At 44.6% G+C, this 22832-nt stretch carries 17 protein-coding genes and 4 tRNA genes; 4 read left to right on the forward strand and 17 right to left on the reverse strand.

The window, feature by feature from the left end:
• Nucleotides 1-81: 81 nt before the first annotated feature.
• Both hemE and nudC read right to left on the reverse strand, forming a co-directional pair.
• On the reverse strand, nucleotides 82-1149 hold the full coding sequence (gene hemE / locus AB4517_RS09930; RefSeq protein WP_017060530.1) for a uroporphyrinogen decarboxylase: 1068 nt from the start codon (nucleotides 1147-1149) through the stop codon (nucleotides 82-84).
• A gap of 299 nt (nucleotides 1150-1448) precedes the next feature.
• Nucleotides 1449-2258 (reverse strand): NAD(+) diphosphatase, encoded by an 810-nt coding sequence (gene nudC, locus AB4517_RS09935; protein ID WP_017060529.1) that lies wholly within the window; start codon nucleotides 2256-2258, stop codon nucleotides 1449-1451.
• Nucleotides 2259-2423: 165 nt separating this feature from the next.
• Between nudC and AB4517_RS09940 the strand changes: the two genes are divergently transcribed.
• Nucleotides 2424-2921, forward strand: a complete 498-nt coding sequence (locus AB4517_RS09940) for an Rsd/AlgQ family anti-sigma factor (protein ID WP_032545724.1) — start codon at nucleotides 2424-2426, stop codon at nucleotides 2919-2921.
• A 330-nt stretch (nucleotides 2922-3251) separates the two neighbouring features.
• On the opposite strand, the gene rpoC is transcribed toward AB4517_RS09940, so the two are convergent.
• From rpoC to AB4517_RS10005, 13 genes are all read right to left on the reverse strand, one after another.
• A complete protein-coding gene (gene rpoC / locus AB4517_RS09945; protein WP_017060527.1) occupies nucleotides 3252-7454 on the reverse strand; it encodes a DNA-directed RNA polymerase subunit beta' in 4203 nt (1400 codons plus the stop codon).
• A 92-nt stretch (nucleotides 7455-7546) separates the two neighbouring features.
• Nucleotides 7547-11575, reverse strand: a complete 4029-nt coding sequence (gene rpoB, locus AB4517_RS09950; protein WP_017060526.1) for a DNA-directed RNA polymerase subunit beta — start codon at nucleotides 11573-11575, stop codon at nucleotides 7547-7549.
• 235 nt (nucleotides 11576-11810) lie between these two features.
• Complete coding sequence (rplL, locus tag AB4517_RS09955) at nucleotides 11811-12179, reverse strand: 50S ribosomal protein L7/L12 (RefSeq protein WP_017060525.1); 369 nt, start codon at nucleotides 12177-12179, stop codon at nucleotides 11811-11813.
• Between the two features lie 57 nt (nucleotides 12180-12236).
• Nucleotides 12237-12731 carry a 50S ribosomal protein L10 gene (gene rplJ / locus AB4517_RS09960; protein ID WP_017060524.1) on the reverse strand — a complete coding sequence of 165 codons (495 nt, stop codon included), beginning with the start codon at nucleotides 12729-12731 and terminating at the stop codon, nucleotides 12237-12239.
• A 250-nt stretch (nucleotides 12732-12981) separates the two neighbouring features.
• On the reverse strand, nucleotides 12982-13686 hold the full coding sequence (gene rplA / locus AB4517_RS09965) for a 50S ribosomal protein L1 (protein ID WP_017068866.1): 705 nt from the start codon (nucleotides 13684-13686) through the stop codon (nucleotides 12982-12984).
• Nucleotides 13687-13690: 4 nt separating this feature from the next.
• Complete coding sequence (gene rplK, locus AB4517_RS09970; protein ID WP_010435555.1) at nucleotides 13691-14119, reverse strand: 50S ribosomal protein L11; 429 nt, start codon at nucleotides 14117-14119, stop codon at nucleotides 13691-13693.
• A gap of 213 nt (nucleotides 14120-14332) precedes the next feature.
• Nucleotides 14333-14881, reverse strand: coding sequence for a transcription termination/antitermination protein NusG (gene nusG, locus AB4517_RS09975; protein WP_010435556.1), 549 nt, complete (start codon nucleotides 14879-14881; stop codon nucleotides 14333-14335).
• Nucleotides 14882-14894: 13 nt separating this feature from the next.
• Nucleotides 14895-15272 carry a preprotein translocase subunit SecE gene (gene secE / locus AB4517_RS09980; protein ID WP_010435558.1) on the reverse strand — a complete coding sequence of 126 codons (378 nt, stop codon included), beginning with the start codon at nucleotides 15270-15272 and terminating at the stop codon, nucleotides 14895-14897.
• A 223-nt stretch (nucleotides 15273-15495) separates the two neighbouring features.
• Nucleotides 15496-16680 (reverse strand): elongation factor Tu, encoded by a 1185-nt coding sequence (gene tuf / locus AB4517_RS09985; RefSeq protein WP_010435158.1) that lies wholly within the window; start codon nucleotides 16678-16680, stop codon nucleotides 15496-15498.
• 95 nt (nucleotides 16681-16775) lie between these two features.
• A tRNA-Thr gene (locus AB4517_RS09990) sits at nucleotides 16776-16851 on the reverse strand.
• 13 nt (nucleotides 16852-16864) lie between these two features.
• Nucleotides 16865-16939, reverse strand: a tRNA-Gly gene (locus AB4517_RS09995).
• A gap of 39 nt (nucleotides 16940-16978) precedes the next feature.
• Nucleotides 16979-17063, reverse strand: a tRNA-Tyr gene (locus tag AB4517_RS10000).
• 44 nt (nucleotides 17064-17107) lie between these two features.
• Nucleotides 17108-17183, reverse strand: a tRNA-Thr gene (locus AB4517_RS10005).
• A 210-nt stretch (nucleotides 17184-17393) separates the two neighbouring features.
• Here AB4517_RS10005 and coaA point away from each other — a divergent pair.
• On the forward strand, nucleotides 17394-18317 hold the full coding sequence (gene coaA, locus AB4517_RS10010) for a type I pantothenate kinase (protein ID WP_017066910.1): 924 nt from the start codon (nucleotides 17394-17396) through the stop codon (nucleotides 18315-18317).
• A gap of 7 nt (nucleotides 18318-18324) precedes the next feature.
• On the opposite strand, the gene birA is transcribed toward coaA, so the two are convergent.
• Both birA and murB read right to left on the reverse strand, forming a co-directional pair.
• Complete coding sequence (birA, locus tag AB4517_RS10015; RefSeq protein WP_372148280.1) at nucleotides 18325-19290, reverse strand: bifunctional biotin--[acetyl-CoA-carboxylase] ligase/biotin operon repressor BirA; 966 nt, start codon at nucleotides 19288-19290, stop codon at nucleotides 18325-18327.
• Nucleotides 19287-20333, reverse strand: coding sequence for a UDP-N-acetylmuramate dehydrogenase (gene murB, locus AB4517_RS10020; RefSeq protein ID WP_017059799.1), 1047 nt, complete (start codon nucleotides 20331-20333; stop codon nucleotides 19287-19289). Before murB ends, birA begins: the two co-directional genes overlap by 4 nt.
• A 66-nt stretch (nucleotides 20334-20399) precedes the next feature.
• Between murB and AB4517_RS10025 the strand changes: the two genes are divergently transcribed.
• Together AB4517_RS10025 and pssA are read left to right on the forward strand one after the other, a co-directional pair.
• The gene (locus AB4517_RS10025) at nucleotides 20400-20831 is read left to right on the forward strand and encodes a GNAT family N-acetyltransferase (RefSeq protein WP_017059798.1); all 432 of its coding nucleotides are present in this window, start codon (nucleotides 20400-20402) and stop codon (nucleotides 20829-20831) included.
• Nucleotides 20832-20922: 91 nt separating this feature from the next.
• On the forward strand, nucleotides 20923-22263 hold the full coding sequence (gene pssA / locus AB4517_RS10030) for a CDP-diacylglycerol--serine O-phosphatidyltransferase (protein ID WP_029235079.1): 1341 nt from the start codon (nucleotides 20923-20925) through the stop codon (nucleotides 22261-22263).
• The last annotated feature ends 569 nt before the right edge of the window (nucleotides 22264-22832 follow it).

The raw sequence follows: 22832 nt of genomic DNA on the forward strand, positions 1-22832 counted from the left end.
AACCGCCATCAAATGCCAATTTCAGGCAATAAAAAAGCGCTGTTGGTTTCCCAACAGCGCTTTCAATAATCTTACTCAGAATTACTTGTGGTAAGGCTTAGACAATTCGTGAACAGCGTCAACGAATACACCAGCGTTCTCTGGCGGTACATCTAAGTGGATACCGTGGCCTAGGTTAAATACATGACCTGTACCACCGTCGCCGAAGCCTTCAAGGATGCTGCCCACTTCTTCGCGAATACGTTCAGGCTGAGCGTAAAGCATTGAAGGATCCATGTTGCCTTGCAGAGCAACTTTGTCGCCGATGCGAGCTTTTGCATCTGCGATGTTGATTGTCCAGTCTAGACCAACCGCATCACAACCTGTTGCTGCGATAGACTCAAGCCACATGCCACCGTTCTTAGTGAACAGAGTAACCGGTACTCGACGACCTTCGTTTTCACGGATTAGGCCATCAACGATTTTGTGCATGTATTGCAGTGAGAATAGGTTGTAGTCACGAGGAGTCAGTACACCACCCCATGTATCAAATACCATTACCGATTGAGCACCCGCTTTAATTTGCGCGTTCAAGTATTCGATAACACTGTCAGCCAGCTTGTCTAGAAGCAGGTGCAGCGTTTGTGGTTCTGCGTACATCATCTTCTTGATCTTAGTGAATGCTTTAGAGCTTCCACCTTCAACCATGTATGTCGCTAGAGTCCATGGGCTACCAGAGAAACCAATCAGTGGCACTTCGCCTTTCAGGTCTTTACGGATCTGACGAACGGCATTCATTACGTATTGAAGCTCGCCTTCTGGATCAGGTAGGCCAATCTTCTCTACGTCAGCTTTACACGTGATAGGACGCTCAAACTTAGGACCTTCACCTGTTTCAAAGTACAAACCTAAGCCCATTGCATCAGGGATAGTTAGGATGTCTGAGAACAAGATTGCCGCATCAAGCGGGAAACGACGTAAAGGTTGAAGTGTTACTTCTGATGCCAGTTCCGCGTTTTTGCACAAAGACATGAAATCGCCCGCTTCAGCGCGCGTTGCTTTGTATTCAGGAAGATAGCGGCCAGCTTGGCGCATCATCCATACCGGTGTGTAATCAACAGGCTGTTTTAAAAGTGCGCGTAAATAGCGATCGTTTTTTAATTCGGTCATTCCGTTAAATTCCAATTCAATCTTGTCTAGTTTTGATGGCAAGTATTCTAACACTGATTGAAGGGTAAAAGCTTTGTGCTTTGCAACCTAGATCAAGTTATTAACTTTTAAATCAATGCTTAATTTGCACCCAATTACGGGAGCATGTTAAAAATTTGTTCGCTAGCGAAAATTACAATTATAACATCTGAGTAGTCACTACTCAGCATCTCATAACGACATCTTACTTACCCCCTCCACTTGTGGAGGGTTTTTTTTAGCTTTTGATCACCCATAGGCCAAATACTATCACAGGCAAATTAGTGCTCTAGTATCTGCTCAGTCACACCATCTTTCATCACGTCATCAACGGTTTTCTCAATCAACTGTCTCGCAATGGTTCCAACAGGAGCAACATCAGGCAGGCTTGTTACGTCAAACCATTGAGCATCCGATAGCTCGCTGTAGTCAGGCTTGAGCGTACCACCAGCATAATCTGCGAGAAAGCCCATCATCATACTCGATGGAAACGCCCATGGCTGGCTGCCAAAATAACGAATATTATCGACATCGATACCCGTTTCTTCTTTGACTTCTCTTGCCACACACTGCTCTAAGGTCTCTCCGACCTCTAGGAAGCCCGCTATCACGGTATACATACCTGTCTTATGTCTTGGGTGCTGCGCAAGCAATATCTTGTTGTCGTTTCGTACAGCGACAATGATGCACGGGAAGATACGAGGATAATGAAGTGTGCGGCAATCTCCACACTGCATCGCCACCTGGTTATGGTTGAGATGATTTCGACCACCACACTGAGGGCAAAAACGCATACTTTGAGTCATATGCCCATATTGGATGGCTTTGCTTGCAGTCAAGAAACTCACTTCAGGCCAGTGCAGTAACTCTCTTAGGCTGACCATGCTCAGCTCATTCTCCACATCACAATCGTTGAGCCAATACACCTTGCGACCTTGATGCTGACCAATACAGATTGCATGCTCCACACTCAGCCCAAGCTCTTCAGCAGAGCCAAACGGAAACTGATCATTATTAACCCAAATATCACTACCAGAAACGACGCACCAATAAGCTTGCTCTGTCATTTTGTTATCACTTTTTTTTAACATCCCTATGCCTCATTGCTTGCAGTTCGTTCATTTTACTGGCAATCTAATTTCATACTAGAGTTGTAGCAGAGAATATTTCAAGCTATTAATTTTAGTAGCTACCAATAAAACGGACCCTGCTTAGGCAATTACTTGATCACAAGGTTGTGATCAGATCATGAGGACATGGTCATGCTAAATAAATTCAAACAAATACAAGAACAATGGGGTGGCTCTAATGAGGTCATCGATCATTGGCTCGAAACTCGACAGTCTCTAATCGTTGAGTATTGTAAGCTAGGTGCCCTGCAGCCAGCTAGCAACGGGCAATCAAACGTTGTTGAACTCCCTTCCCCTAAAGAAATAAGCTCATTCTGTGATCATGTTGTCGATTATATCTCAGAGGGTCATTTTAAGATCTACGATATGGTCATGAAAAAATGGCAAGCAACAGGCTTTAAAACCAATGACGAGATTGATACAACTTACGCGAAGATCGTACTTACAACCGAGCCGCTTCTAGAATTCAATGATAAGTACGTTAAAGTAAATGCAGACGATGAGTTGCCTAACTTCGAAGGAGATATGTCCAAAATAGGTGAACTACTCGAACTACGTTTTGAAGTAGAAGATAATCTTATCCAGCTTATTGCAGACAGTTTAGCGATTCCACCAGGCGCTTAGTTAGCCGAATCCTTAATAAGCTTGCCTCTGTGCAAGCTTTTTGTTTTGTCTGTAAGGTTATCCAAACTACCCAGAACCTTTCAGACAGAGCTTACTCGCTCGCCCTGACCTTTAGCCATAAGCATATGGTTACAGCCCTAATCAGCCTAATCATCTCTACCCTTTATCTTACTGGCCTCAAAGAGCACTCTTCAGGACATAAATCCAACCTCACCAGCTAGATAAGCACACCTATCACTTTATAAGTCATAGCTAAATACCAATACGCCAGATACAAAAAAGGCACCCGAAGGTGCCTTTTTCTTATCTCTTAGAGACTACTCGTAGAGCTTACTCTTCTGAAGAGAAACCAGCGTTTAGAAGTGCTGCTAGATTGTCAGTAGCTTGTTCAGCTGAAGGACCTTCTTGCTCTTCTTCACGTTGTTTTTGACGCTCTTGGTGGTATGCGAAACCAGTACCAGCTGGGATCAGACGACCAACAATTACGTTCTCTTTCAGACCGCGAAGGTCATCACGCTTACCAGAAACCGCAGCTTCTGTTAGTACGCGAGTCGTTTCTTGGAACGATGCAGCTGAGATGAATGACTCAGTTGCAAGAGATGCTTTAGTAATACCTAGTAGATCACGTTCGAAACGTACTAGTTCTTTACCTTCAGCTTCTAGCTTACGGTTAGCAATCTTAACATTGTGGTACTCAACTTGTTCGCCAGGTAGGAACGGAGAGTCACCAGAATGAGTGATTGTACACTTACGTAGCATTTGACGAACGATAGTCTCGATGTGCTTATCGTTAATCTTTACGCCTTGTAAGCGGTAAACTTCTTGAACTTCGTTCGCGATGTACTGAGTTACTGCGTGGATACCACGTAGACGCAGGATATCGTGTGGAGTTTCAGGACCGTCGGCGATTACATCACCACGTTCAATCTTCTCACCTTCGAACACGTTCAATTGACGATGCTTAGGAATCATCTCTTCGTAAGCGTCACCGCCTTCACGAGTGATTACTAGACGACGCTTACCTTTCGTTTCTTTACCGAAAGACACAGTACCTGTGTGCTCAGCAAGGATCGCAGGCTCTTTAGGCTTACGAGCTTCGAATAGGTCAGCTACGCGTGGTAGACCACCGGTGATATCTTTGTTTCCGCTCGATTTTTGAGGGATACGAGATAGTGTGTCACCGATGCCAACTTCAGCGCCATCTTCGATGTTTACAATCGCTTTGCCAGGTAGGAAGTAGTGAGCTGGCATATCAGTACCAGGGATCATTACGTCGTTACCTTGCTCATCAACAAGTTTGATAGCTGGACGCATATCTTTACCTGCTGCTGGGCGAGCTGCTGCGTCTGTAACTTCACTTGAAGAAAGACCCGTTAGATCGTCAGTTTGACGAGAAACTGTAATACCATCGATCATATCTACGAATTGGATACGACCTGCCACTTCAGTGATGATTGGCATGGTATGCGCTTCCCAGTTAGCTACAACTTCACCAGCAGTAACTGCTGCGTTGTCGCCTTTGGTTAGCATCGAACCGTAAGGAAGTTTGTGCTTCTCTTTAGTACGGCCGAATTCATCAATAATCGTCATCTCAGATGCACGAGAAGTGATAACCAGTTTCTTATCTTTGTTAACTACGAACTTAGCATTGTGAAGTTTCACAGTACCTGTTGTCTTAGCTTGGATGCTGTTCTCTGCTGCTGCAGTAGATGCCGCACCACCGATGTGGAACGTACGCATCGTTAGCTGTGTACCCGGTTCACCGATAGATTGTGCAGCGATAACACCAACTGCTTCACCTTGGTTCACTAGGTGACCACGTGCTAGGTCACGACCGTAACACTGTGCACAACAACCGAAGTCTGCATCACAGGTAACAACAGAGCGCACTTTCATGCTATCTACTGAGTTGTCTTCCATGATTTGACACCACTTCTCATCAATCAGAGTATTACGTGGAATCAGTACATCTTCAGTACCAGGCTTAAGAACGTCTTCAGCTACTACACGACCTAGAGCAAGCTCAGAAAGTGCAACTTTAACGTCACCACCTTCGATGTGAGGCATCATGTCGATACCTTCATGCGTGCCACAGTCATGTTCGTGTACTACAACGTCTTGAGCAACGTCTACTAGACGACGAGTTAGGTAACCCGAGTTTGCTGTTTTCAGTGCTGTATCCGCAAGACCCTTACGAGCACCGTGCGTTGAGATAAAGTACTGAAGGACGTTTAGACCTTCTTTAAAGTTCGCTGTGATCGGCGTTTCGATGATTGAACCATCTGGACGCGCCATCAGACCACGCATACCTGCTAGCTGACGAATCTGAGCTGCAGAACCACGTGCGCCCGAGTCGGCCATCATGTAGATGCTGTTGAACGATTCTTGCTGTTCTTCTTCGCCGTCACGGTTGATAACTGTTTCAGAAGATAGGTTATCCATCATTGCTTTCGCAACGCGGTCATTCGTAGATGCCCAGATATCGATAACTTTGTTGTAACGCTCACCCGCAGTAACAAGACCAGATTGGAATTGCTCTTGGATTTCGCGAACTTCTTCTTCAGCAGATTCAATTTCATCGTATTTCGCTTGAGGTACAACCATATCGTCGATACCTACAGAAACACCAGAAAGTGCAGCGTATGCAAAACCTGCGTACATGATTTGGTCAGCAAATACTACTGTATCTTTTAGACCAAGCTTACGGTAACACTCGTTAAGAAGAGTAGAGATCTGCTTCTTACCTAACTTTTGGTTAACGATGCTGTACGGTAGGCCAGCTGGAACGATTTGCCATAGCATTGCACGGCCGACAGTTGTATCAACCATCTTCGTTTCAGTAGTGCTGTTACCATCTTCGTCTACTACAGTTTCGGTGATACGTACTTTAACGCGAGCGTGTAGCTCAGCAGTCTTAGTACGGTATGCCTTTTCAGCCTCAGCAGGGCCAGCAAGGTACATACCTTCGCCTTTCACGTTGATCTTGTCACGTGTCATGTAGTAAAGACCCAATACAACGTCCTGAGAAGGTACGATGATCGGATCACCTGACGCTGGCGACAGAATGTTATTCGTCGACATCATCAGTGTACGTGCTTCAAGCTGTGCTTCTAGAGTTAGAGGCACGTGTACCGCCATTTGGTCACCATCGAAGTCGGCGTTGTATGCCGCACACACTAGTGGGTGAAGCTGAATCGCTTTACCTTCGATTAGTACTGGTTCAAACGCTTGGATACCTAGACGGTGAAGTGTAGGTGCACGGTTAAGCAGTACTGGGTGTTCGCGGATTACTTCGTCCAGGATATCCCAAACGATAGCTTCTTCGCGCTCTACCATCTTCTTAGCAGCTTTGATTGTCGTAGCCATGCCACGAGTTTCTAGCTTGCTGTAGATGAACGGCTTAAATAGCTCAAGTGCCATCTTCTTAGGAAGACCACACTGATGTAGACGAAGGTATGGACCTACTGTGATTACAGAACGGCCAGAGTAGTCTACACGTTTACCTAGAAGGTTCTGACGGAAACGACCTTGTTTACCCTTGATCATATCAGCAAGAGATTTCAGAGGACGCTTGTTAGAACCAGTGATAGCACGACCACGACGACCGTTATCTAGAAGTGCATCAACAGACTCTTGCAGCATACGCTTTTCGTTACGTACGATGATGTCCGGAGCAGCTAGCTCTAGAAGGCGCTTCAAACGGTTGTTACGGTTGATCACACGACGGTAAAGGTCGTTCAGATCTGAAGTCGCAAAACGACCGCCATCTAGTGGTACTAGAGGACGTAGATCTGGCGGCAGAACCGGAAGTACAGTCAGAATCATCCATTGCGGATCGTTACCCGATGCAATGAACGCTTCAACTAGCTTCAGGCGCTTAGTAACTTTTTTACGCTTAGTTTCTGAGTTAGTCGTTTCTAACTCTTCGCGCATTTCTTCCACTTCTTGATGAAGGTCCATTGTTGCAAGCAGATCTTTGATCGCTTCAGCACCCATCTTAGCAGTAAATTCGTCACCCCACTCTTCTAGACGATCCAGATACTCTTCTTCAGTAAGCATCTGAGATTTTTCTAGATCAGTCATACCTGGTTCAGTTACTACGTACATCTCGAAGTAAAGAACACGTTCGATATCACGTAGAGGGATATCCATTAGTAGACCGATACGAGACGGCAGTGATTTTAGGAACCAGATGTGAGCAACTGGTGAAGCTAGCTCGATGTGGCCCATACGGTCACGACGAACTTTAGTTTGTGTAACTTCAACGCCACACTTCTCACAGATAACACCACGGTGCTTCAGGCGCTTGTATTTGCCACAAAGACATTCGTAGTCTTTAACTGGACCAAAAATACGTGCACAGAACAGACCATCACGTTCAGGTTTGAACGTACGATAGTTAATTGTTTCCGGCTTTTTAACTTCACCAAAAGACCATGAACGGATCATGTCTGGTGAAGATAGACCGATTTTGATTGCATCAAATTCTTCGGTCTTATGCTGTGCTTTTAGAAAGTTTAATAAGTCTTTCACATTCAGCTCCTGTAAGGAGTTAAAGGAGCTCACTGCTGTAGCAAGCTCCCTTTTACCAAATAATCCTATCTTCTTTTAAAAAGAAGGAGGGATTACTCTTCGTCTTCTAGCTCGATGTTGATACCTAGCGAGCGAATCTCTTTCAACAGTACGTTGAACGACTCAGGCATACCAGGTTCCATGCTATGGTTACCGTCTACGATGTTCTTATACATCTTAGTACGGCCGTTAACGTCATCTGACTTAACTGTTAGCATTTCTTGTAGAGTATATGCAGCACCGTATGCTTCTAGTGCCCATACTTCCATCTCACCGAAACGCTGACCACCGAACTGAGCTTTACCACCAAGTGGTTGCTGAGTTACTAGGCTGTAAGAACCAGTTGAACGAGCATGCATCTTGTCATCAACCAAGTGGTTCAGTTTCAGCATGTACATGTAACCAACAGTTACAGGACGCTCAAACGAATCACCAGTACGACCATCAAACAGTTTAAGCTGACCAGATTCTGGCAGATCACCCAGTTTAAGTAGTTCTTTGATTAGAGACTCAGAAGCACCGTCGAACACAGGAGTAGCAATCGGTAGACCGCCACGTAGGTTCTTGATCAGTGTACGAACTTGATCATCAGACAGTTCAGCAATATCAACTTTCTGACGAGTATCACCAAGATCGTAAACCTTCTGTAGGAACTCACGGAACTTATGCAGTTCTTGTTGTTCCTTAACCATTTGGTTGATCTTGTCACCGATACCTTTCGCAGCCAAACCTAAGTGAACTTCTAGGATCTGACCGATGTTCATACGCGATGGTACACCCAGCGGGTTAAGTACGATGTCTACAGGCTGACCTTTCTCATCGTATGGCATGTCTTCAACAGGGTTAATCTTAGAGATTACACCTTTGTTACCGTGACGACCGGCCATCTTATCACCAGGCTGGATACGACGTTTAACCGCTAGGTAAACTTTAACAATCTTAAGAACGCCAGGCGCTAGATCATCACCTTGAGTGATTTTACGACGCTTAGTTTCAAACTTCTTATCGAAGTCTGCTTTTAGCTCATCCCACTGCTCAGCAAGTTGCTCAAGCTGTGTTTGTAGCGCATCGTCTTCTAGAACTTGCTCTAGCCATTGCTTACGACCGATAGTATCAAGCTTAGCTTCAGAGTAACCACCAGACAGAAGTACAGCTTTAACACGGTTAAGAAGGCCACCCTCAAGAATTTGGAACTCTTCAGTTAGGTCTTTCTTAGCTTCTTTAAGCTGCATCTGTTCGATTTCAAGTGCACGCTTGTCTTTCTCTACGCCATCGCGAGTGAAGACTTGTACATCGATGATAGTACCCGAAACAGAGTTTGGTACACGTAGAGAAGTATCTTTAACATCAGATGCTTTCTCACCGAAGATAGCACGTAGTAGCTTCTCTTCAGGAGTCAGTTGAGTTTCACCTTTAGGGGTTACTTTACCAACTAGGATGTCGCCACCCTTAACTTCAGCACCAATGTAAACGATACCTGACTCGTCTAGTTTAGACAGAGCAGACTCACCTACGTTTGGAATATCAGCTGTGATCTCTTCAGAACCCAGCTTAGTATCACGAGCCACACAAGATAGTTCTTGGATGTGGATTGTCGTGAAACGGTCTTCTTGAACTACGCGCTCAGATACTAAGATCGAGTCTTCGAAGTTGTAACCGTTCCAAGGCATGAATGCGATACGCATGTTTTGGCCAAGAGCTAGTTCACCAAGGTCTGTTGAAGGACCATCAGCAAGAACATCGCCACGTGCAACTGGTTCACCAGGAAGTACAGTTGGACGTTGGTTAATACATGTGTTTTGGTTCGAACGCGTGTACTTAGTTAGGTTGTAGATATCGATACCAGCTTCGCCAGGTACCAATTCATCTTCGTTAACCTTAACTACGATACGAGAAGCGTCTACAGACTGAACTTGACCACCACGTTTAGCAACCGCTGTAACACCAGAGTCAACTGCGATGTTACGTTCGATACCAGTACCTACTAGAGGCTTATCAGCCTTAAGTGTTGGTACAGCTTGACGTTGCATGTTGGCACCCATCAATGCACGGTTCGCATCATCGTGTTCTAGGAACGGGATAAGCGAAGCAGCGATAGATACTACTTGGTTTGTCGCAACGTCCATGTAGTCAACGTGATCGCGTGGGTGAAGACCAGATTCACCTTTTTGACGAGCTGTGATTAGCTCATCTGCAAACGTACCTTCTTCAGTAAGAATGGTGTTTGCTTGCGCGATTACGAATTGACCTTCCTGGATTGCAGACAGGTAATCAACTTCTTCTGTTACTACACCATCTACTACACGACGGTACGGAGTTTCTAGGAAACCGTAATCGTTACAACGTGCAAACGCAGATAGTGAGTTAATTAGACCGATGTTTGGACCTTCAGGCGTTTCGATCGGACATAGACGACCGTAGTGAGTTACGTGAACGTCACGTACTTCGAAGCCTGCGCGCTCACGAGTAAGACCACCAGGACCTAAAGCAGAGATACGACGTTTGTGCGTAACTTCTGACAATGGGTTGTTTTGGTCCATGAACTGTGAAAGCTGTGAAGAGCCAAAGAATTCTTTAACTGCAGCAGAGATCGGCTTAGCGTTGATAAGATCTTGAGGCATGATTGCATCAAGGTCACCAAGGCTTAGGCGCTCTTTAACGGCACGTTCTACACGAACTAGACCAACACGGAATTGGTTTTCTGCCATTTCACCTACAGAACGGATACGACGGTTGCCAAGGTGGTCGATATCGTCCACTTCACCAATACCGTTACGGATACCAATCAGTTTCTTCATCACTTCGATGATGTCTGATTCATCCAGAGTACCGCGCTCTTCTTCTTCTTCACGCTCGATAGAGCTGTTGAACTTCATACGGCCTACAGTTGATAGGTCGTAACGTTCTTCAGAGAAGAATAGGCTTTCGAATAGAGACTCTGCAGCTTCTTTCGTTGGTGGCTCGCCAGGACGCATCATGCGGTAGATTTCTACCAATGCAGAGATGCGATCTACTGTGCTATCTGCACGTAGAGTGTCTGACATGAATGGACCGTGATCTAGGTCATTCGTGAACAGAGTTTGTAGAGCCTTGTGGCCTGCTTGAGACAGGTTAGCAAGAGCTTCTAGGCTAATCTCTTGGTTCGCGCCAACGATGATCTCGCCAGTTGCTTCGTTGATGTAATCTTTAGATGCAACTTTACCAACGATGTACTCTACTGGTACTTCGATGTGCTCAACGCCATCTTTTTCAAGTTGACGGATATGGCGAGCAGTAACACGACGACCAGTCTCAACGTAAGTTTTACCGTTTGCTTCGATGTCGAATGACGCAGTTTCACCACGTAGACGATCAGGAACCAACTCCATAAGAAGAGTTTGGTCTTTCACTTCGAAGTTCACTTTGTCGAAGAACAGATCAAGGATCTCTTCAGTCGATTTACCAAGTGCACGAAGAATAATCGATGCTGGTAGCTTACGACGACGGTCGATACGTACGAATAAGTTATCCTTAGGATCGAACTCAAAGTCTAACCATGAGCCACGGTAAGGAATTACACGTGCGTTATAAAGAACTTTACCTGATGAGTGGGTCTTACCCTTATCACTGTCGAAGAACACGCCTGGGCTTCGGTGCAGCTGGGATACGATAACCCTCTCGGTACCATTAATTACGAAAGTACCATTGTCTGTCATAAGCGGAATTTCGCCCATGTAGACTTCTTGTTCTTTAATGTCTTTTACAGTACCTGCTGGTGCATCTCGATCAAAGATAACTAGACGTAGTTTTACGCGTAGTGGCTTTGAGTAAGTAACACCGCGGATTTGACATTCTTTAACGTCAAAAACTGGCTCACCAAGACGGTAGCTAACGTATTGCAGCTCAGAATTGCCGTTGTAGCTCTGAATTGGAAATACAGAACGGAAAGCAGCTTCAAGACCGTATTGACCTTCTGGATCCTGTTCGATGAATTTGTCGAAAGAATCAAGCTGGATCGATAACAGGTATGGAATGTCCAAAACTTGTGGACGAGTACCAAAATCCTTACGGATGCGCTTTTTCTCGGTATAAGAGTAAACCATGGGGTTCCTCAGCTCGCTGATAAGTGACCCAAACCACCCAAAACACTCTTCAGAGGGGGTGGTGACAAACAGCTGTTTAGTGGTAGTGAACAATCATTTCGAAAAAATGACTGTTTTTTTGCTCGGATTATGACGGTTAAACAGCGGAAATTTCGCCATAGCCCTACAGCGCAAAAAGGCCGGTGGTTAATAAACCACCAGCCATTAGCCTTGCGGCTATGAAATTAAGTAATAATTACTTGATTTCAACAGAAGCGCCAGCTTCTTCTAGCTGTGCTTTAAGAGCTTCAGCTTCAGCTTTGTCAACGCCTTCTTTAAGCGCTGCAGGAGCTGAGTCTACAAGACCTTTAGCTTCTTTAAGACCTAGGCCAGTTGCGCCACGTACAGCTTTGATAACTTGTACTTTGTTAGCGCCAGCAGCAGTTAGGATTACGTCGAATTCAGTTTGCTCAGCAGCAGCGTCGCCGCCAGCTGCGCCACCAGCTACAACTGCAGCTGCAGCTGAAACGCCGAATTTCTCTTCCATAGCTTCGATAAGCTCAACAACTTGCATTACAGACATTTCTGCAACTGCGTCTAGGATTTGCTCGTTAGTAATAGACATAACAATTCTCTTTTAAGTCAACAATAAGTTTAATTTGCAACCAGTGAAAAGCAAGGCTTAAGCCGCTGCTTCTTCTTTTTGGTCACGTAGTGCAGCGATAGTACGAACCAGCTTGCCAGCAGAAGCTTCTTTCATGCACATCATTAGGCGTGCGATAGCTTCGTCGTAAGTTGGTAGTGTCGCTAGTACTTCAGCATCAGTAACTGCGCCTTCAAATGCAGCAGCTTTGATCTCGAAATCTTTGTTCTCTTTAGCGAAGTCTTTGAAAAGACGCGCTGCAGCACCTGGGTGCTCGTTAGAGAACGCGATCAGAGTTGGACCAGTGAAAGTGTCTACTAGACACTCGTAGTCTGTACCCTGAACCGCACGGCGTGCTAGTGTGTTACGAACAACTTTCATGTAAACACCCGCTTCGCGAGCTTGTTTACGTAGAGAAGTCATTGCGCCAACTTCAACGCCACGAGAATCAGCTACAACTGCAGAAAGTGCACCACTGGCAGCTTCGTTGACTTCAGCAACAATTGCTTTTTTGTCTTGAAGATTTAAAGCCATTTGGATTAACCTCTGGTTGTGATTACAGCACCCAATACAAAATGTATTGAGCGTTTACGATGTTATTTAAAAATGAATAAATCCACTTCAAACCACAACATCGCCTACGTAGGTTTTATTAAGCTATCAATAATCTAATGAAAATCGACAGCGCCTACGGTCTTGGGATAGATGATTTCAAATTGCTTTAAAACCACCCAACCACAAATATTAGGCGCAGAAGTATACACTAAATCTGCGCCTAAGCAAATTAGTTTGCTTGAGTATCAAGACTAGCTTGATCAACAGCAACACCAGCACCCATCGTAGTAGAGATGCTTACTTTCTTCAGGTAAGTACCCTTAGCTGAAGAAGGCTTAGCTTTCTTAAGAGCAACTAGAAGTGCTTCTAGGTTCTCTTGAAGCTGGCTAGCTTCGAAAGATGCTTTACCGATAGTAGTGTGGATGATGCCGTTCTTGTCGTTACGGTAACGAACCTGACCAGCTTTAGCGTTCTTAACCGCTTCAGCAACGTTAGGAGTTACAGTACCAACTTTAGGGTTTGGCATAAGGCCGCGTGGACCTAGGATTGTACCTAGTTGACCAACAACACGCATTGCATCTGGAGAAGCAACAACTACGTCGAAGTTCATTTCGCCTTTTTTCACTTGCTCAGCAAGATCTTCCATACCAACGATATCTGCGCCAGCAGCTTTAGCAGCTTCTGCGTTTGCACCTTGAGTGAAAACAGCAACGCGGATGTCACGGCCAGTACCGTGAGGTAGCACAGTTGCGCCACGAACGTTTTGGTCAGATTTACGAGCATCGATGCCTAGGTTAACAGCAACGTCTACAGACTCAACGAATTTAGCAGTCGCTAGTTCTTTTAGAAGAGCAACAGCTTCGTTGATTTCGTATTCTTTAGTTGAGTCAACTTTGTCGCGGATTACGCGCATACGCTTAGTAAGTTTAGCCATGATCTTATCCCTCTACCACTAGGCCCATTGAACGAGCAGTACCAGCAATAGAACGTTTCATTGCTTCGATGTCAGCACCAGTCATATCAGCAGCTTTAGTTTCTGCGATTTCCTGAACTTGAGCGTCAGTAACAGTACCAACTTTCTCAGTGTTTGGACGACCTGAACCAGACTTAACGCCAGCAGCTTTCTTAAGAAGAACAGCAGCAGGTGGAGTCTTAGTTACGAACGTGAAAGAACGGTCGTTGTAAACAGTAATAACTACTGGAGTAGGTAGACCTTTCTCAACAGATTCTGTTTTTGCGTTGAACGCTTTACAGAATTCCATGATGTTCACGCCGTGTTGACCTAGAGCAGGACCAACCGGTGGACTTGGGTTTGCCATACCAGCTGCAACTTGCAGTTTGATATAAGCTTCAACTTTCTTAGCCATGATATTTCCTAATATTTTGGGTACATGCGCTAGCCGCAAGGCGAGCTCCCCATAAATTCAATTAACTCTTTTTCACTTCCACAGAAGCAAAAAGGCGCGAAATTATAATCATAATTCGCGCCTTTAACAACCCTAAAAAGGTGATTTTTTATACTCTTTTATTTTGAACAACTTATGAAGTATTTATCCACAGCTTGTTCAAAACTTAGAGTTTTAGTCCAGTTTTTCAACCTGACCAAATTCAAGCTCAACCGGTGTTGCACGACCAAAGATCGATACAGATACCTTAATGCGGCTTTTCTCGTAATCTACTTCTTCAACAGTACCGTTGAAGTCAGCAAATGGACCATCGTTCACACGAACCACTTCACCCGCTTCGAACATTGTCTTAGGACGTGGAGACTCGCTCGCTTTCTCTAGACGGTTCAAGATAGCATCAGCTTCTTTATCAGTGATTGGTGCAGGACGATCAGAGGTACCACCAATGAAGCCCATAACACGCGGAATGCTGCGTACTAAGTGCCATGATTCATCATTCATGATCATTTGAACTAATACGTAGCCAGGGAAGAATTTACGTTCACTTTTACGGCGTTGGCCTGCACGCATTTCCACTACTTCTTCAGTAGGTACTAGCACATCGCCAAATAGTTCTTCCATGTTGTGCATTTTAATATGCTCGCGTAGCGACTGTGCAACACGACCTTCAAAGCCAGAAAAGGCTTGAACTACATACCAACGTTTTTTTGGAGCTTCACTCATGAATCAGAACCCTCTACACCCCAGTTGCTAGAGAAACTAGACGGACCATAATGCCGTCAATTCCCCAAAGCACTAGAGACATAACAATACATACAGCTAAAACGATCAATGTAGTTTGCATAGTTTCTTGGCGAGTAGGCCAAACAACTTTACGAATCTCCATACGAGATTCTTTTGCAAAATCGATCGCAGCTTTACCTTTAGTTGTTGTTGCTGCAACGCCTAGTGCGGCAGCAATCAGCACAACTACACCTGCAGCGCGAATTACAACAGACAATTCACCATACAGGTAATTACCCACAACAGCAGCAGCCAACAGAACAAAAGCGACAATCCACTTCATTGTATCTGCTGCACCTGAGCTATCAGGAGTTTCAGCGTTTGCTTTCATAAAACCAACCTGTGATAAGTCTTAAATATAGACGACAATAACCCCGCTGTTGCAGGGCACATTCCTTTGCGTTGCAAAACAACACATCTAACAGTCATTTTAGTCAAAAAGACCGTTTAATTCTTTGCTAAGAGCAAAAATCGATGTCAAAACATCCAACTCTTTTTTTAGCGCAGAAAAAGGGCATCAAATGATGCCCTTTTTACTAGTGGTTCGTCAAATCTTATGCAAAGATTTTAGCTACAACACCAGCACCAACTGTACGGCCACCTTCGCGGATTGCGAAACGTAGACCTTCGTCCATTGCGATTGGAGCGATTAGCTCAACAGTCATTTGAACGTTGTCACCTGGCATTACCATTTCTACGCCTTCTGGTAGAGTGATGTCGCCTGTTACGTCAGTTGTACGGAAGTAGAACTGTGGACGGTAACCTTTGAAGAAAGGAGTGTGACGGCCGCCTTCGTCTTTAGAAAGTACGTATACTTCAGACTCAAACTTAGTGTGTGGGTTGATAGAACCTTTCGCAGAAAGTACTTGACCACGTTCAACGTCATCACGCTTAGTACCACGTAGAAGTGCACCAACGTTCTCGCCTGCACGACCTTCGTCAAGCAGTTTACGGAACATTTCAACACCAGTACAAGTAGTAAGAGTAGTCTCTTTGATACCAACGATTTCTACTTCGTCACCTACACGTAGGATACCGCGCTCGATACGACCAGTTACAACAGTACCACGACCTTGAATTGAGAATACATCTTCAATTGGTAGTAGGAACGGTTGGTCAACTGCACGCTCTGGCTCAGGAATGTAAGAATCTAGTGCTTCTGCAAGCTCAACGATCTTGTCTTCCCACTGCTTCTCGCCGTTTAGTGCGCCAAGTGCAGAACCTTGGATAACTGGTAGGTCATCACCTGGGAAGTCGTATTCAGAAAGAAGTTCACGAACTTCCATCTCAACTAGCTCAAGTAGCTCTTCGTCATCTACCATGTCACATTTGTTCATGAATACGATGATGTAAGGGATACCAACTTGACGACCAAGTAGGATGTGCTCACGAGTTTGAGGCATAGGGCCGTCAGTCGCAGCAACAACTAGGATACCGCCGTCCATTTGTGCAGCACCAGTGATCATGTTTTTAACATAATCCGCGTGTCCTGGACAGTCTACGTGTGCGTAGTGACGTGCTGGAGTGTCGTACTCAACGTGAGAAGTTGCGATTGTGATACCGCGCTCACGCTCTTCTGGAGCGTTATCGATAGATGCGAAATCTTTAGCAACACCGCCGTATACTTTTGCAAGAGTAGTACAGATAGCAGCAGTTAGAGTTGTTTTACCGTGGTCAACGTGGCCGATAGTACCAACGTTTACGTGCGGTTTCGTACGTTCAAATTTTTCTTTAGACATGGGGTGTCCCTCTAGGTACGGATTAGGTGGCTTAAAATAAGACCACGCAACCAAAAAAAATGGTTTTCTTTATTAAAGGAGAAGAAGCTTTAGACTGGTGCTAATACCCAGAGTCGAACTGGGGACCTCACCCTTACCAAGGGTGCGCTCTACCGACTGAGCTATATCAGCACACAAAATGAGTTGGAGCGTGCAGCGGGAATCGAACCCGCATCATCAGCTTGGAAGGCTGAGGTAATAGCCATTATACGATGCACGCAACACGTAACTCTGTTTGAGCTATTTAACCTTTAGAATATGGTGGAGAGGGACGGATTCGAACCATCGAAGGCAGTGCCAACAGATTTACAGTCTGCTCCCTTTGGCCACTCGGGAACCTCTCCAAATTTTGAGCTTTCTCTCGCTTGCCTTATAGGAAGGGAGAAAGTGGTGCCGACTACCGGAATCGAACTGGTGACCTACTGATTACAAGTCAGTTGCTCTACCTACTGAGCTAAGTCGGCACAAGTGGGGCGCATTTTATTGAATGATTTTCCACCTTGCAATAGTAAATTGAAAAAAAGTGCAAAATTCTCTGACCAAACTCCTACATACGGCTATTTAGCTCAAGGTTTACGTCTTTAACCCGCATCTAGTACAGGAAGATATTTTATTTATCTATCGCTTGATGTATTTTCCATGCACTTGTTTTGTTATCCACTATAGAGTTTTGTATGAGCCCATTTATGTCATTTGACCGCGAACGTTGGTCTGAGCTAAGGAATTTAGTTCCGATGACACTTTCTGAGAGCGACTTAAAAGAGCTTCAAGGCATCAATGAAAAGCTCACAATGGAAGAGGCAGTAGAGATCTATCTACCGTTATCTCGTCTATTGAACCTCTATGTGGCAGCCAGACAGAATAGAAACTCGGTACTCCACCAATTTCTAGATAAGAAAGAGAAAGCGCCACCTTTTATCATCGGTATTGCGGGTAGCGTAGCTGTTGGCAAAAGTACTACTGCGCGTCTGCTTAAAGCCCTACTCTCTCGCTGGGAAAACCACCCAAAAGTTGAACTAGTGACAACCGATGGCTTTTTATATCCAAACGAGGTGTTAGAAGAGAAAGGGTTGATGAGCAAAAAGGGCTTTCCTGAATCTTACGATATCAAGCGTTTAGTGAACTTTGTTTCGGATGTAAAAGCTTGCAAGAGAAATGTCACAGCCCCTGTTTACTCGCATCTTACGTACAATATTACTGATGACGTTAAGTGCGTCGACCTACCAGATGTGCTTATTATTGAAGGGCTTAATGTTTTACAAACCGGAATGAATTATCCACACGAGCCACATCGCGTGTTTATTTCAGACTTCCTTGATTTCTCACTCTATGTTGACGCTGATAGCCAACAAATCAAAGAATGGTACGTCAATCGCTTTATGAAATTCCGCGATGGCGCGTTTACTAAGCCTGGCTCTTACTTTAGTCATTACACTAAATTATCGAACCAAGCCGCATTGGACAAAGCAGAAGGTATCTGGAGTTCAATTAATGGCTTGAACCTTGAACAAAATATCCTTCCGACACGAGAAAGGGCTCACCTGATTCTACGTAAAGGCGCAGATCATATGGTTGAAGAAGTGTTACTAAGAAAATAGTAACGCCTTAGTCGCCTTTTCTTAGCGATATCTCGCCACCAATATAGCTCTCGACACCATTCTCAGTTTTGAGCAATACAGCACCTTGTTCATCGATGCCTTGAACAACACCTTCAATTTCTCTAGGTCCAATGATCAATCTAACATTGCGACCTAAGAAATTATCCAAGCGGTTCCAACGCTCTAAAAAATTGGACATTCCTTTCAACTCGTAGTCGACAAGTGACTTATCCCAAGCATTGATCAGAGCCTGCGCTAACTGGTTACGGTCTGGCACCTTCCCATCACACACTTCTTTAAGGGAAGTCCATGGCTGGCCAATACCTGATGTTGTTGGAACCATGGATAGGTTTAGCCCTAAACCAATCACAATATGCGCAGCGCCGCCAGACTGTCCTGACAGCTCGACCAAGATACCTGCAAGCTTCTTGTCATTGTGGTAAAGGTCGTTCGGCCATTTAAGCTTTACACCTTCTACGCCCATCTCTTCCAAAGCTTCAACAACAGCTACACCAACCACAAGGCTTAAGCCCATTGCGGCAGCCATCCCCGCGTCGAGTCTCCAATACATTGAAAGATAGAGGTTTGCACCAAATGGTGATACCCACTCTCGTCCACGGCGTCCACGACCCGCAGCTTGATATTCAGCAATACAGACAGAACCCGATTCGAGGGTGTTAGTGCGCTCTAATAGGTGTTGGTTTGTAGAACCTATGATGGGAATGAGTTCAAGAGAAGCATCGCGACTAACTGCAGACAATTTGTCTTGGTCAAGCATATCCAAACGACTGGCTAGTTTGTAACCCTTGCCTTGTACTCGGTAGATATCTAAACCCCACTCTTGAATACCTTTAATGTGCTTACTGATAGCCGCTCGTGATACGCCAATCATTTCACCTAGGTCTTCACCTGAATGAAACTCACCGTCAGCAAGACATCTCAATAGTGCAAGCTTGGTACTGTGCTCTCTCATGCCAATGACTCCAAAGCCTTATCCAAGTTTGTCTCGCAGTCTCGTCCCATAAAGCGCACTTCATGTTCCAATCGAATATCGAATTTATTCAAAACGGACTGGCGCACTCGCTCTGCAAGCTTAAGGATATCCACAGCAGAAGCCTCATCATAATTGATAATAACCAATGCTTGGTTGGGGTGAACCTGAGCGCCACCTTCTGTCACACCCTTGAACTGGCATTGATCAATCAGCCAGCCAGCAGCAACTTTGATCATGTCATTACTCTCATAACCAACCATATTTGGATATAGAGCTAACAAGCGATCAAAATGATCTTTGGTGATCACAGGGTTTTTGAAGAAGCTACCCGCATTCCCTTGTACTCTAGGGTCTGGCAGCTTACTTGAACGGATAGCACACACTTCATCAAATATAGTGCGAGGGGAGAGCGTATCGGCTGCTAGGCTTTTTAATGGGCCATAGTGATTGCATGGCTCCCACTCTTTCGGCAACGTTAAACCAATCGCAACAACAATCGCTTTATCGTAGAGAGCGTGTTTGAAAATAGAATCTCGGTAACCAAAGAGACACTCTTCTTTGCTTAATCGCTTAACTGTATAAGTATCCAGACACAGGATATCGACATACTCGCATACGTCTTGTAGCTCAACACCATACGCACCAATATTCTGAATCGGAGCAGAGCCGGAACAGCCGGGTATCATTGCTAGGTTTTCTAGACCACCCAGCCCTTTATCCACACTCCACTCAACCAAGCTTGGCCAATCCTCGCCACCACTCACATGCAGTAGGTGATGACTGTCCGTCTCGGCCAGCTCAATCCCGGCTAATTTATTCACGATGACCAGGCCAGCGAAGTGCTCAGTAAAAAGCATATTACTGCCCTTACCCAGTATTAACTTAGGCAAAGCTGACCATTTAGGGTCTTTGTAAAGCGAAATAAGTTCTTCGGTAGTGGTGACTTCAACCAACGCATCACACGTCTGATCGATGGAAAAAGTATGAACATTTTTTAAACTAGCATTGAGATGGAATTGCATGGCGATATTCAATTAACTTACACTGCGGTCATTCTACAGCAGATAAACCAATGGCGCAGTGACTGAATGAACAATGTCATCATTACTCAATTAGACCCAGTAAAGGTTCCCCTAGTTAAACGTTTCTATAAAGAACATTACCCAACGGGAAAAGCGAATAAGAGTGAACTGATCTATTCGTTATTGCTGAATAACGAACTGTGCGGTGTCGTGCGTTTTCGTACAATAGAAAATAATCGCTTACTTACCGGTATGGCGATATCAAAACAACATCGTGGTCAGCAATTAGGCTCCCAGCTTATGGATTATTGTGCGCAACATACGCTTACGGAAGATGATTACTGCTTTGCGTACGCTCATCTCACCAATTTTTACGCGCGACACAAATTCGTACAAGTAGACCCTAAAGATCTACCAAATGGTTTAAGAGTTTTATACGAGCGCTATTCGAATAGCGGAAAAGATCTCATTCCTATGCATTATCAGCAAAATTGTTAGAGAATGCCTCGATTATCTAGTATTTGGTGCTATCCCTTTGGTAAAATTAAAGGTTCGCAATTTTGCATATTTTTAAGGTAAAACAGTCAATATGATTGCCAGTAGGAATCCATTCATACAGTTGCCAACCATAGCGCAGAATCCTGACAAGTTTGAAGTACTACTATCAGCGCAAGAGTTTCGAACTCGCCTACTTGATGAAATATCTCGCGCAACGACTCGTATTAGTTTAGTCGCTTTGTATCTTGAAGATGATGAGGCTGGCCGTGAGATCCTAACTGCCTTATATGAAGCAAAGCAAAAGAATCCAGAATTAGACGTGAGCGTTTGTGTCGATTGGCACCGGGCGCAGCGTGGATTGATTGGCGCAGAGTCTTCTGAAGGCAATGCAGCCATGTATAAAGAGTTCGCAGAGAAATATCAACATTCTGTGCCTGTCTATGGCATTCCCGTTCGCGGCAAAGAAGTTTTTGGCGTATTGCACTTAAAAGGCTTTATCGTCGATGATAGCGTGATATACAGCGGTGCAAGCCTTAACAATATCTATCTGAATTACCATGACCGCTATCGCTTTGATCGTTACCATGTTTTAAACAATGCAGCTCTTGCTGACTCAATGTTTGCCTACGTACACGAACAGATGGTTGCGGACAGCGCTGTTTATGACCTGGCTGATAAGAACAAGCCTGCGACCAAAGAACTGAAACCAGCGATTCGTCAGTTTCGAGCATCATTGGCAAGGTCTCAGTATCAATTCGAAGGGCAAGAGGTTTCAGCAGAGCAAGTGGCTGTAACACCATTGGTTGGTATCGGTAAAAGACGTAACCGTCTGAATCAGGGAATCAACCAACTCGTCGCTCAAGCTAAAGATGAAATCTTCATCTGCACACCTTACTTCAACTTCCCACCTAGCCTAGCTAAAGAAGTGAAGAAAGCACTTAAGCGTGGCGTAAAGGTCAGCATTGTTGTTGGTGATAAGACAGCGAATGATTTCTTTATCTCACCAGAAGAAGAGTTTAAAACGATTGGTGGTTTGCCATACCTTTACGAACTGAACTTACGCCGTTTCGCTAAAGCGAATGAAGCTCATATTGCTAGCCGTAATCTATCAATTCGACTTTGGCAACACGATTCCAATAGCTTCCACCTAAAGGGCATTTGGGTAGATAAGCGCTACATGCTACTAACAGGTAATAATCTAAATCCACGCGCATGGAAGTTGGATCTAGAGAACGGTATCTTTATCCAAGATAACTACCATCACCTAACAGACAAGTTTCAGGCTGAAGTGGATAACATCCTTCAACACACTCAGCTTATCTGTACTTATAAGCAGTTAGACAAGGTAGAGAGCTACCCGATGGAAGTTCAGAAGTTGATTCGTAAGATCACTCGTGTGAAAGCCGATAGGGTGCTTAAGCAAATACTGTAGTCGATGTATTAGAGACACTATTTATCAACGCCTAGCAAACGCTAGGCGTTTTTGTATCTACGAGATAGCTATTTAGGTTTGTTTGATGGTCTTTCGAATCAACATCTCTATTTATGCATAGTGAGTGTGATAGCTTGAAGTGTTAAGCATCCTACCTTTTCCTTAGTCAGTCTCAGGGTTCCAGATACGTGTATCAGGTATGGTTTAGATAGCAGCTAAACGAGTACCAATACGAACATAATCGACAATTACCCTTTACGTATTCAAGCAATAAAGTCTCACTCCTTAGGGCGAAGTACGTACGCGATAGAGAATTTCACATAGTAAAACAATCAGATTAGTGCTCTGCTCTATTTAGCTTAAGAGTTAGAAGTGACCACCTATATTCCCAAGCAGCACCTCCCGATATATAGAGAAGTACTTCATAGCTAGCGATAAGGATCTACTACTAAAACCCAAAACACATACGCAGGAAACGACGAAAGCCTAGTCGTCAGACTAGGCTTTCTGATATGTGCCGGAATAGCATGAAGTGCAGGGGCTCGGTGTCTTTATACCAATTAAAGTAA

It is taken from the genome of Vibrio sp. 10N.222.52.C3 (assembly GCF_041474195.1).
GTDB classification, from domain to species: Bacteria; Pseudomonadota; Gammaproteobacteria; order Enterobacterales; family Vibrionaceae; genus Vibrio; species Vibrio crassostreae_C.